Origin of the sequence: Streptococcus sinensis (assembly GCF_000767835.1) — a bacterium.
GTDB lineage: Bacteria > Bacillota > Bacilli > Lactobacillales > Streptococcaceae > Streptococcus > Streptococcus sinensis.
The window spans coordinates 1-12,363 of sequence record NZ_JPEN01000079.1; the positions used below are offsets into that span (position 1 = coordinate 1).

Below are 12,363 nucleotides of genomic sequence, written 5' to 3' on the forward strand. Positions count from 1 at the left end.
TTCTTGTACTCAACCGTCACATCACCGTATTTCTTCTCTGGAACAAGATCATAGTAATAAATAATAGTGGTATTGCCCTCAACGACTTTACCTATTTCAGCGCCTTGGGTCGCTGTCAGATCCAGCTTGTACTTCTTGCCATCTACTGTAGTGATAGTGTCCTTACGTTGATCAGTAGTATCGTAGTCGGTACCCACTTCAGAACGCGGTGTATCGGTCACTTTCGGTGCAATGGTCACGCCGTCTTTGTTCTTATACTCGACGGTAACATCACCATATTTCTTTTCTACCGGCTTTTCAACTTTGTCATAAACGTAAACAACGCGGGTTGTACCCTTGACAACTTGTCCACTTTCATTACCTTGGGTAGCACTGGTGTCAATACGGTAAATCGTTCCATCAGCTGTTGTAATAGTTGTAGTTTTATGGTCAGTTGTATCATAAGCCGTACCAACTCGTACATCCGGCGTATCTACAATGCGCGGAGAAATCGTATTACCTTGTTTATCCTGATAATCAACAACAACATTACCATATTCTATGGTGCTTTTCAAAGTATTATAGTGATATTTTGCAGTTCGGATAGCAGGCGTAGTTGGTGGCGTTGGTGCCTTTGGCTCTACCGGTGCTGTCGGTGCCTTTGGCTCTACTGGCGCTGTCGGTGCCTTTGGCTCTACTGGTGCTGTTGGTGCCTTTGGCTCTACTGGTTCTACTGGTTTTATTGGAACACCTATAGCTTTAATATCAGAGTTAAAGGCAAACCAAACATTTCCACTCTTGTAAGAAACCATATTAAAGCTAATCTCTGGCTGAGTTACTTCACCAACAATAGCTCCATACCACTTCTTATCACTTTCAGCTGTATCCCATTCTAAAGTTTCCCAGCGAGAACCTAATGCTTTTTCAGCGTTTGAAGAATCCGCATAAGCTGAATTATTAGCTTGAATTTTAATTGAGGAACCAGAAATAGGGATTAATTTACCATTAAAATAGCGTACGCTTTCGATTGCATCCTTATATACAGCTCCACTACCATTTCCACGATTTAGAGATGAGAAACTTACTAAACTTCCTGTAGGGTCAATCAATTCCCCATCTTCGCCATAGAATTTCACTTTTACATTGATATTCGTAGAAGTAAAGAAGTCATTATACCAAGCTGTAACTGTTGGATCGTCTGATGCATACATACTCATTTTGGTTCCATCACCAAATTCTGTAGCTTTCAAGGTATAAGTATAGACAACTTTTGAAATCTTTTTACCATTAAAGCTAGAGTTTTCTAAGCCAGTGTATGTTACATCCACTGGTTTGTTTTTTTCTAAAACAAGTCTTGCATATGCATTATTTGAGTTAATTTGATTAAAGTAAGAATAGGCTGTTGATTTTGTCTTGTCGGGATTAGTTGGAGAAATGCCCCATGACCTCACCAAATCATCCAATTCTTTTTTTGTATACTGACGTACTGATGGATCAATTGAGCGGATAGCATTCGGCTCACTCTTGAAAATTAAAGATTGTGATTTGGCTTCTGTTAGATAGCCATCTTGATGTTTTTTAGCTTCAGCTTCAATCATGGCACGCGTGTATTCTTCCATATCACGCTTATATTGCTCACTGTCTGCTTTATATTTAGCTAAAGCAGCATCATATTGAGCCTTAGCCTTATCATAAGCTGCTTTATCGACAGTATATTGTGCCTTAGCCTGATCATAAGCAGCCTTATCAATAGCATACTGAGTTTTCGCTGCATCATATTGAGCTTTAAGGATTTGATATTGACCGAGATCACGATCATACTGAGTTTTCGCTGTATCATACTGCTCTTTATACACTTGATATTGAGCCAGCTCGCGATCATATGTTGTCTTAGCCACATCATAGGCAGCCTTATCAACTTTATATTTAGCTAAATCAGAATCATATTGAGTCTTAGCTGTATCGTAAGTAGCCTTAGCTGTATCATAGGCTTCTTTAGCTGTATCATAAGCTGCTTTATCCTTGTTGTACTGAGCTAGATCTTCAACATATTTATTTTGAGCTTCGTCATAAGCTGTTTTCGCTATATTGTACGCAACTCGATCCTCTTTATATTTCTCCAGGTCCTTTTCATACTTAACTTTGGCCGCATCGTAAGAAATTTTAGCCGCATCATATTGAGCCTTAGCTATATCATAAGCTGCTTTATCCGTATCATAAGTCGTTTTAGCCTTATCATACGCTTCTTTATCAACATCATACTGAGTCTTAGCCGCAGCATAAGCAAGTTTCGCCTCATTATAAGTAGCTAAATCTCTATCATATTGAGCTTTCGCTGTATCATATTGTGTTTTCAACACATGATATTGAGCCAAATCATAGTCATACTTAGCTTTCGCTGTATCATATTCTGATTTTTTTACATCATATTCAGCTTTCGCTGTATCATACTGTGTTTTTGCTTCATTGTATTTGGCAGTATCTACTTTGGCAGCTTCCGTAACTGATTTAATTTCTTCAGTTTGTTTTTTATAGTCGTTTTTGATCTCAGCAATTTTTTGCTCCGTTTCTTGTGGAGTAGTTGCTGTGCCACGATCTACATCAGCTTCCCTAGTAACCTCAACCCCAGCTTTTTTTGCATCTTCTACAGCATTATCCAAATCAGTAGAATCAACTTTTACAGGCTCTGTTTCCGTAGCTTTTGCAGGAGCTGCTGGAGCTGCTGGAGCTGCTGCAGGCGCAGTGTAAGTTACAGGAGTTGTGTCACTAGCCGAAGAAGCCAATGCAGTTGGAGTTGATTCAGCTGCTGGAGCTGCTGGGGAAGCAGCTTCAACTGGAGCAGTTGCATTCGCAGTTGGAGCGGTTGAATCCGTAGCAGTCGCTGGAGCCGCTGCTTCAGCTGATGCAGCCTGAGATTGTACTGCCAAACTAGTATCTGCCGCTGACGCTACAGGTGTTGTAGTCGTTGGTTCAGAAGATGATACTTCATCCGCCGACGCAGTTTTGTTATTGCTAAACATAGCAATAGCACCAAGGGCAATGACACCAATTGTACCATAGACTTTATTTTTACGAATAGATCCATGACCTTTGGTCTCACTATTGTGATTGAACATGCGCGTTCCTTCTTTCCTTTTTTATAATTAACCTATTATCCAATTTTCTCTCTCAAAAGGTTTGATTTGTTTAAACCCTAAGAGTGATAAAACGAACAGACCGATTGTTGCAAAGAGAGTCGTTGTCTCACCAAGCTCTGGCAACAATACAAATTTTCCATCACTGGACTTAACAGTAACAGTGCCGTCATCATCGGCTGTCCCACCTACTTGCGCTAGCGGAACGACTGATTGGGAACCATCAGAGTTTTGGACAACAGCACGACCCTTATCACTTCCGATGACTTGGAAACCTTGATCTGTCAAAAGTGGAGAGCTTGCTGAAACTTTTTCTCTCACAGGAAGAGCTAGCATTTGAGCTAAATCAAAGTCTACCAAGCTATCTTTTTCACGCTTTTCAGACTGTTCCTGTTTTCTTTCCACAAGTCTCTGTAGTTCTGATGCGGCTGCTCTCTTATCTGCGTCAGTCAGTGAAGTTGCTACAGTGGCCATAGAAACTGCTGATGAGACTGATAAGTTAGCTGACGCTGTTGAAATCCTCGACTCCGGCTGCCAAGCTTCTGGAAGCACAGGTGACTCTGTAGGTGTGGATTCTTCAGAAGCAATCTGAGATTCCGTTTCTGTTGCTGGGGCTTCCAGATTTTCTGGTTCAACTGATGGATTGGGCTCCACCGGTGGAACCTCTGGCTCCACTGACTCACCCTTATCAGGGTCAGTCGACTCAGGCTTCGCTGGCAAGACTTCCGAGCTCGGATTTACAGATGAATCCGCAGGAGCTGATTCACCAGCTTCCATAGGTGGTGCTGGTTTTGCCGATGAAGCATCTGATTGCACTAGGTTTTTGCCATTTTCTGAGTCTGTTGATGCCGTAGACGTCGTTTTATCATCCGTTGTCGGCACAGTGGCGACTGGTGCCGAACTACTTGAGTGCTCCACATCACGAGCCAACACTGGATTTGCACCCAAAGCAGATAATAAAACCGCCGTCGAGGTCAGAAAAACTTTATTTTTTTTCATTATAAAGCATCCCCTCCATTCTCAAAATACATATATACGTTACTAAAGTAACAGTATAAAATACCACTTATTTTAATGATAATAATATTCTTGTAATTTGTCAAGTTAAACATGTAACCCCAATCTAATGATTGTGTAAAAAATGTCATGAAATCGAGTGAAAACATAGACCTTTTTTACTTTCCTAATATACATAGGTGATAGTATTCTCTGATTTTATATATAAAATGGACAGGAAATGAAGCGATCTGATGCAGTTTTTTATAAAAGAACGCTTTCTTTTATCTATGTTCTATCCAATATTACTTTAAGATGGAGCTTCCAGCCATTTGACGTTCAGGCGACTAAACTTACTTGACAGATTCTCAAATAAATACTAGAATGAAGTGATAGAGACTTTTAACTAGAAAACATTAAGAGAGGAGGAAACTACTGTATGGCTGAATCGAGACGGAAAAAACGAACTCTGCTTTTTCCTATACTCCCTTTACTTTTCTCAGCTTTTTTACCAGTAGTTGCGCACGCCTCTGTTGAAGGAGAGGCTGACGATCAGAAGAGTGAACTGGTCTCTTCCAACCTCTCAACTAACGAAAAAGAGGGACAAGAACATTCAGATTCTGAAAGCCAACCGAACCAAGGAACGGACAGTAATACCTCCTCTTCAAGCACTCCTGCAGCTCCAGCTCTTTATAATAAAACATACGAATTTATCAGCGGCACCCCAAATAAGACTCTGCCTCCAGAAGTCCTGAAATACTTGCCACAAAATCAGGAAAATATCCTAAACGGAACGAGAGCAATCCCTGAGCCGCCAAAAGAAAAACAAACAGAAATCCAGGTCCCAGGAGGAAAATGGATTTTTAAAGGCTACGACAAAGATGCGGAGACTATCCAAGATAAAGATGCGCATTTTATTGGCAAATGGGAGTTTGAAAAAGAGCCAAAGCAGGAAACAAGCACCTCAAGCAAGGAGCACTCTACAAGCAGCAAATCTTCAAAAAAGGCGAAGACTGCATTCACCCTGACCTTGCCAGTCATCAGTAGCTTACTAGCCATACTGCTTACAACCGGATCTTTCTTTTTCTACCGCAAAAAGAAGCTGGGCACAACGCAAACCGAGGTTCCTGCCACTTCACCGACGACTCCACTTAAAAACTCTCAAAAACAAAATTTCAAAGCAGCATTGAGCCGTTTTTCATCCATGATAACCCTGCTGGGATTTCGGAAACGTAAAGAAACTGACGAAGATTCCTGGGATTAACATGTACGCTCACAAACTCTGATGTATCAGTTTTAAAGAATTCTAATTTAGCATGAGGCTGGGACAAAAGTCCGACCTCAAATATAAAAAGCGAACAAAACTAGTTTTCTGGTAATCAGAATTCTGCTTTGTTCGCTTTTTGCATTTAATTATAGATTTGAAGGGCTTAATAATTAAGATTTTTAAAAATTGAAATCTTTTTGTCTCAGCCTCTTTTATTATTTCACTGCTAATATGCTAAATATCTCCACTTTGGAAAACTCAGACCAGACAAGCTCTGATAGCTTCTAGTCATTTCATGATTTATTTTCTGATTTCTACTAGCAGACCATCTTTTGGGACATCATCTTAATTATTTTTGCAAAGTTTGTAACTTTTAGTTGACGTCCTGAAAAATATACGCTAAAATAGTAAGAGTTGCGGCGGTATAGCCAAGTGGTAAGGCACGGCTCTGCAAAAGCTTGATCGTCGGTTCAAATCCGTCTACCGCCTTTCAATACCTGATTATCAGGAATCAACCGAATGAAAAGCCCGTAAAATCGGGCTTTTTCTTTTCTCTTCGCTTATACTAGAACTAGGGCAAATAGGATAAAGTTAGTGGACAAACAGTCCTTCTGAGCAATTCAGAAGGATTTTACTATTTTACTTTCAATTCTGTACAGATTGCTTATTGTAATAGCTAACCGAAGGTTACTTGTCTCCTTTTTCTTCCTCCACAAGCCAACTCACATGCCAAAGTTATGACCTGAACTTACGGTAGCTGTTTTAATAAATCTGCTAGATCATATTGGTATAAAAGAATTCTATCGTAAACTTGTTTTTGCCATTCTTTAGCTAGAGTTCCGTCACTGTTGATAAAAAAGCTGGAATCCATATAGCGAATAATCATAAACTCAGAAGTTTTTTGATCGAAACCATTTCCTCGAGTAAAATCAATCCCTTTCCCCGTGTTTTGAGTAACAATCGCTTCAAGTAGAGGCAAGGTTACTTCGTTACAAGGGAGTTTCATATCAGGAATGTCCCAAAATTTCTTTTTATCATTTCTGTACAGAGCAAGATTGGAAATCGTCCCATTTGTTACGCACTGTACTCTGCGAATGTCCTCAATATTGATTGTATTCTTTGAGCCATAGATGACGCCATTAGCAATACGAATTTCTTTTTCTTTCAGACTAAAAGCCAATGTTATATCAAGAGTCCTCAGATTATTTGGGAAATCTTTGGTAAGTTTGCTTGCTGCAAAGGCTAACAGTATTGACTTCGTTTCAAATATATTGTGGATATTATTGCGAATGGTGGTATCCGTATCAAATTCAGCCATATTCTTTCCGTTCTTATCTCGAAAAATGAGATTATAACTTGAATTAGAATTACAGTAACGAAGTGGTAAGATAGCGTAAACTTTATCAAATGAAATATCAAGATTTTTATTTTTCCCATCTTGATAGGACAAACCCTCATTTTTAACAATTAAAGTATGGCCATCTTGGCCACTAAATGTTATTTCTTGATTTTCAAAAATGGTTTTCATAAGCCCTCCTTAAACATCTTCTTGGTTATATCACTACTTATTATAGCATTTTGAACGAATTCTGTATCCGTTTTCCTGACCATAAGCTAAGTTATTGAAACTATATTTATCTTATTTAAGTTCTAGATGGTGGGATCAATGTAAAATTGCACACAAAAAGAGCGGAAAAATATTTCCGACTCTCTTTTTTATGCTTTTCAAGAAATTATAGCTCTGCAATTTGACTGAGGTTGACTTCTGCAACCGTGTCATTGCCAAACATGGAAATAATCATCTTGACTTTATTGTTATCAATCTCTGTAATTTTTCCTGTATAGTCAGTGAAGGCACCATCAATAATACGGACGGTGTCGCCCACCTTGACATCCAAATCAAATTCTTGAACCGTTTGCCCCATGGAGATGAGGATATTGCGAATTTCTTCCTCCAAGAGCGGCGTTGGTTTAGAGCGGTTTCCGTGTGAACCCACAAATCCAGTTACGTTCGGCGTATTCCGCACGACAAACCAGGCTTCGTCTGTCATGACCATCTCAACCAGCACATAGCCCGGGAAGCGATTTTCTTCCACTTCTTTGGTCTTGCCGTTCTTTTCGACCTGTACGGTCTGGGTCGGAATTTCCACACGCAGGATATTTTCCAGCATATTGTAAGTCTGAGCCCGCTGCAAGAGGTTTTCCTTTACTTTATTTTCATAGCCTGAGTAGGTTTGCAGTACAAACCAGCCTTTGTCAAAACTGTCCATGTCTTGTCCTTTCCTAAATAAAAAAGCCTGAGGGCCTCGCTTCATATTTCTAGCCCTATTATACCATAAAATCCAAAATTACAAAGCATTTTGAAAAAAATTTTACAGACAAATAGAGCCGCCAAAGCAGCTCTATCTTTCTTATGAAAACATGTTGATTATACGGAAGAGACCGCTAGCAACTACCTTATCAAAAATGTAGATTAACACAACAAAGAATGCTGTGTATTCCATTACGGAAAGGAAATCAGTCCATCTTTCTTTACGGGTAGGCCAAGTTGTACCTCTCAATAATCCAAAAACATCTTTAATGAATCTCACAACTGTCTCCTATCTGGTTTCTTTATGCAGAGTGTATTTACTGCAGTGTTTACAATATTTATTTACTTCTAGACGCGTAGGTTTTGGAGTGCTACTGAGTTTGATTGAGTAGTTTCGCGACCCACAAACTGTACACGCTAGACTCGCTTTTTTTAATGCCATAACGCCTCCATCTTCCTTATTATAGCAGTTTTCTGATTCTTTGACAAGCTGTTTGAAAGATTATTGGAACCAGCCGGTAATAGTATCCCAGAGATTCTTGGCTTTTTCAGAAATACCAGACTCATCAATAGCTTTCTTGGCATCATCTACTAGGTTTTGCGCCCGCTCTTGGACTTCTTTTAGGAAGTCTTTATTTTCGCTAGTCGTATTCGTTTCGCCAGTACCGTAGGTATCGACTGGGGAAATGCCGTTTTCAGCGTAAGCATTTTTCTGACCAGAGAAGGACGTTCCTTCCGTGTAAGGCAGGATACTGTTAGCCACATTGCGGAAGATAGCCGAGGCTTCATTGGCACTCGTCCCAGTCAGATAGTGAGTTTCATCCGTCTTAGGGAAGCCCAGCCATTGGCTGATAACTAGGTCTGGTGTATAGCCGATAACCCACTGGTCTCCTGACAGATCCGGATTAAAGTCAGTCTCTGTCGTTCCTGTCTTTCCAGCCATCGTATAGCCATAAGGAGCTGCATAGATCCCCGTTCCGTTTGAGAAAGTTCCCAGCATCATGCTGGTCATCTTTTCTGCGGTCGAGCGATTAAGGACACGGGTAGAAGTCTGCCGGTGCGTTTTAACAACCTGACCGCTGGCATTTTCTATCTTGGTGATGAGGTGGGCATCATTCATGACTCCATCATTCGCAAAGGCTGAGTAGGCCTGAGCCATCTGAAGTGGATTGGTCGTCACGCCGCTTCCCAGAGCTACGCCTAGATTTTGTTCCACCTTGTCCATATTAAGGCCAAACTTTTTGCCGTATTCAAAGGCCTTGCTCACGCCTAATTCATCCACTGTTGAAACAGCTGGGATATTGAGGGATTCAGCCAAGGCTTGATACATCGGCACTGTCGGTGAACTTTGGATATTGCCATAGTTATTGACCGTATAATCGCCAAAAACTGTCCGACTATTGTCTAGCTCCTTATCCGTTGACCAGCCTGCTGCTATCGCTGGGCTGTAGGCTACCAAAGGCTTGATGGTCGAGCCTGGACTGCGAGAAGACTGAGTCGCATAGTTAAAAGTTCGAAAGGCAGAGCCTTCAGCACTGTTGACACGGCCGACCAAAGCCCGAACGCCACCTGTCTTGGGATCCAGTGCTACGCTTCCTGACTCAGCCCGAGTCCCGTCCTCGGCCAGTGGGAAGAGATCGACATTGCTATAGATGACCTGCATACTGGCTTGATAATTTTGATCCAATTCGGTGTAAATCCGATAGCCGTTGTTGACGATTTCTTCCTCAGTCAGGCCGTAGTCATTGACTGCCTCATTGATAACTGCATCAAAATAAGATGGGTAGCGATAATCTTCCGACTTACCCTCATAGGTATCGACTAGCTGACCTCCAATGCCAACTGTCGCAGCCTGATCCGCTGTTGCCTGATCAATGTAACCTGCCGCTACCATATTTTGAAGAACGGTGTCACGACGGTTGGTCGCATTCTCAATCGAATACAGGGGGTTATATATCTCCGGTCCTTTGAGCATGCCGGCTAGAACCGCCGACTGATCTAGACTGAGCTGACTGGCAGATACACCAAAATATTTTTTGCTGGCATCTTCCACGCCCCAAACCCCATTTCCAAAATAAGAGTTATTGAGATACATGGTCAGGATTTCCTGTTTGCTGTATTTTTTGTTAATCTCCAAAGCTAGGAAAAATTCCTTGGCCTTACGCTCAATGGTCTGATCTTGAGAAAGATAGGCATTTTTAGCCAACTGCTGCGTGATGGTCGAACCACCACCAGAGCGCCCCGCAGTCAAAATGGCTAGAAAGAAGCGACTGTAGTTGATCCCGCCATTCTTATAAAAAGAGCGGTCTTCTGTCGCAATCACGGCATTCTGTAAGTCCTGACTGATTGCCTCCAATTCGACATAGGTGCCCTTTTGCCCAGACAAGCTGCCCGCTTCATTTCCATCCTTATCATAGATCAAAGTCGTGGCTTTAAGAGCATTCTGCAAGTCTTTGACATTAGTCGTCTTGGCTACATAAAAAAGATAGCCACCGACCACCAGACCAAAGGTCAAACCGAAAATCAGGAATATCTTGGTCAGGTGAAATCTGCGCCAAAAACGGCGGAAGGGATGCTGAGAAAGAGGCTTTTTGCGGCTCTTGCCAGATCGGCTGTAGCTAGGCTCAAGAGCCTCACCTCCCAACTCTTCAGCAACCTTCTTCTGAGGCTGATCCGTTTTAAAAAAATTGACTAGTTTTTCAAATACATCATTTAATTTCTTCATAAAACATATTTTATCACCTTATCCATGTATACACAAGGCACGAGTCCGCTGCTTTCTATTCTTTTTAGCTTTCTTTAAGGAAATAGCAGAGCTTCTTTCCTTTTTCCAGCTAAGTATTTCCAAATGGGCTAGTTTTTGCTACAATGAAAACATGAAATTTACCATTACCATCCCCTCAAGTCTATCTCAGATGACCGTCAAAGAACTGCTAGAGGACCAGCTCCTCATCCCTCGCAAAATCCGTCACTTTCTCCGAACCAAGAAACACGTCTTGGTCAACGGTGAGTCTATCCACTGGCAGACTGTGGTCAAGCCTGGCGACAGCATTCAGCTAACCTTTGACAAAGAGGACTATCCAGAAAAAGAAATCTTAGCTGGCCAGCCTAGTCTGGTCGAAGAGCTCTATCAGGACGAGCATCTCATCATCGTCAACAAGCCCCACGGCATGAAGAGCCATGCCAATGAGCCGACAGAAATAGCTCTGCTCAATCATGTGTCAAGCTATGTCGGCCAGACCTGCTATGTCGTTCACCGTCTGGATAAGGAAACCAGTGGCGCCATCCTTTTTGCCAAAAATCCCTTTGTCCTCCCCATTCTCAACCGCCTCTTGGAAAACAAAGATATCGCCCGCGAATATTGGGCTCTTGCCCAAGGGAAATTTCCCAGCAAGACTATCATCTACAAAGATAAAATAGGCCGAGATCGCCATGACCGACGGAGACGCCTCGTTGATCCGAAAAAAGGCCTCTATGCCGAGACCCATGTGACCCGACTCAAGGAGTTTGGCAACACAACTCTGGTCAAATGCCAATTGAAAACAGGACGGACTCACCAAATCCGTGTCCATCTCGCTCATCACGGCCATCCCATCATTGGTGACCCCCTTTACCACCCTCAGCCTCAAGGCCGCCTCATGCTCCATGCCCATCGTTTGACCTTGATTCATCCGTTCACCCTAGAAACCATCAGCGTAGGAGCACCGTCAGAGAGTTTTGAAGCAGAAATCAGACAGCACAGAAGTAAGTCTAGAAAGGGATAGCTTGCCTGATTGCCGAGTCTCCAAAGCGAACACTCCCTGCAATCAATCAGTCTTGTCCCTTTATAAAGCTCAATTTTTTATGTAAAGGATGAAAAATAGACTGATCCGTAGACCAAAAGACGATTTCATAATGGGAAATCGTCTTTCTTATTTCTCGACTAGCTTGCAACCAACTGCTCCAGATACAAGCGGTAAGCCGTCCGATAATGATAGGGATTGAAAAACTGCATCTTGCCAATATTGTACCGAACCAGATAATAAATCAGATAGCGCAGATGCAGTGTTTCCCACTCTATACTCGTCTTTTTACAATGAGAATATTCAGCCTCAATTTCAGCATAATAACCTTTGTACTTCAAATAAATTTCTTGAATTTTCATAACAACTCCTATTTTTTCGTTAAAACTAGTATAGAAGAAAAATAGAGTATTTTGGGTAAAAATCATTATTCTGCCACAATCAAAGCCTCAAATGCAAAGTGAATATAGAACATGACATTTTAGGGAAAATTTAGAGCATCTTGCATGGATAAACAATCTAAAAATCGGCCACACTAAAAATAGCAGGTTTTAGCCATTCTCTTTCTAATACTGTTTCAAATCAACTAGGAGAACCCTCAGCTTAACTTTGAACTCAAAAGCTTCCAGAGGAGGAAAACAGCCTTCCCTCCATCCTTAGCCTTCACCAATCTGGATGACCTGTTAGAGAGGATCAAATCCGAAAAACATTTTATAACAAAAATCTATTGAGAGAACTCTCTAAAATTTAAAAATCGAACCACATCTAGCGGAAAGCAATCCCTTGATGTGGTTCGATTTTTTTAGAGCTGCTTAAGTTCTGATTCTGAGCGCTTGCTTGTGTGAACTCTTATCAGGTCTAAGCTTTCTTCTTACCTAGGTAAAGGGCTCCGCC

General features: G+C 41.5%; 10 protein-coding genes and 1 tRNA gene. 3 read left to right on the forward strand and 8 right to left on the reverse strand.

Going from position 1 to position 12,363, the window contains the following annotated elements; translation table 11 throughout:
• Nucleotides 1–3,095, reverse strand: a 3,095-nt coding sequence (locus SSIN_RS10815) for a GbpC/Spa domain-containing protein (RefSeq protein ID WP_209325466.1), incomplete at its 3' end; no start/stop codon positions are given.
• 27 nt (nt 3,096–3,122) lie between these two features.
• Nucleotides 3,123–4,112 (reverse strand): hypothetical protein, encoded by a 990-nt coding sequence (locus SSIN_RS07200; protein ID WP_037617398.1) that lies wholly within the window; start codon nt 4,110–4,112, stop codon nt 3,123–3,125.
• A gap of 436 nt (nt 4,113–4,548) precedes the next feature.
• Here SSIN_RS07200 and SSIN_RS07205 point away from each other — a divergent pair, with 436 nt between their 5' ends.
• Complete coding sequence (locus SSIN_RS07205) at nt 4,549–5,373, forward strand: SHIRT domain-containing protein (protein WP_037617400.1); 825 nt, start codon at nt 4,549–4,551, stop codon at nt 5,371–5,373.
• A gap of 421 nt (nt 5,374–5,794) precedes the next feature.
• Nucleotides 5,795–5,865, forward strand: a tRNA-Cys gene (locus tag SSIN_RS07210).
• Between the two features lie 259 nt (nt 5,866–6,124).
• Here SSIN_RS07210 and SSIN_RS07215 read toward each other — a convergent pair.
• The 5 genes from SSIN_RS07215 to pbp2a all read right to left on the reverse strand — a co-directional run bounded on the left by SSIN_RS07215 (nt 6,125) and on the right by pbp2a (nt 10,412).
• The gene (locus SSIN_RS07215; protein ID WP_037617402.1) at nt 6,125–6,904 is read right to left on the reverse strand and encodes a hypothetical protein; all 780 of its coding nucleotides are present in this window, start codon (nt 6,902–6,904) and stop codon (nt 6,125–6,127) included.
• Nucleotides 6,905–7,109: 205 nt separating this feature from the next.
• Entirely contained in the window at nt 7,110–7,646 is a 537-nt protein-coding gene (nusG, locus tag SSIN_RS07220) for a transcription termination/antitermination protein NusG (protein ID WP_037617404.1), read from the reverse strand.
• Nucleotides 7,647–7,787: 141 nt separating this feature from the next.
• On the reverse strand, nt 7,788–7,967 hold the full coding sequence (gene secE, locus SSIN_RS07225; RefSeq protein WP_037617407.1) for a preprotein translocase subunit SecE: 180 nt from the start codon (nt 7,965–7,967) through the stop codon (nt 7,788–7,790).
• Nucleotides 7,968–7,976: 9 nt separating this feature from the next.
• Nucleotides 7,977–8,129 (reverse strand): 50S ribosomal protein L33, encoded by a 153-nt coding sequence (gene rpmG, locus SSIN_RS10320; RefSeq protein ID WP_015605910.1) that lies wholly within the window; start codon nt 8,127–8,129, stop codon nt 7,977–7,979.
• A 60-nt stretch (nt 8,130–8,189) separates the two neighbouring features.
• Nucleotides 8,190–10,412 carry a penicillin-binding protein PBP2A gene (gene pbp2a / locus SSIN_RS07230; protein WP_037617409.1) on the reverse strand — a complete coding sequence of 741 codons (2,223 nt, stop codon included), beginning with the start codon at nt 10,410–10,412 and terminating at the stop codon, nt 8,190–8,192.
• A gap of 151 nt (nt 10,413–10,563) precedes the next feature.
• Here pbp2a and SSIN_RS07235 point away from each other — a divergent pair, with 151 nt between their 5' ends.
• Nucleotides 10,564–11,451, forward strand: a complete 888-nt coding sequence (locus SSIN_RS07235; RefSeq protein ID WP_037617411.1) for an RluA family pseudouridine synthase — start codon at nt 10,564–10,566, stop codon at nt 11,449–11,451.
• A gap of 158 nt (nt 11,452–11,609) precedes the next feature.
• On the opposite strand, the gene comW is transcribed toward SSIN_RS07235, so the two are convergent.
• Complete coding sequence (gene comW, locus SSIN_RS07240; protein WP_037617413.1) at nt 11,610–11,831, reverse strand: sigma(X)-activator ComW; 222 nt, start codon at nt 11,829–11,831, stop codon at nt 11,610–11,612.
• Nucleotides 11,832–12,363: the final 532 nt, after the last annotated feature.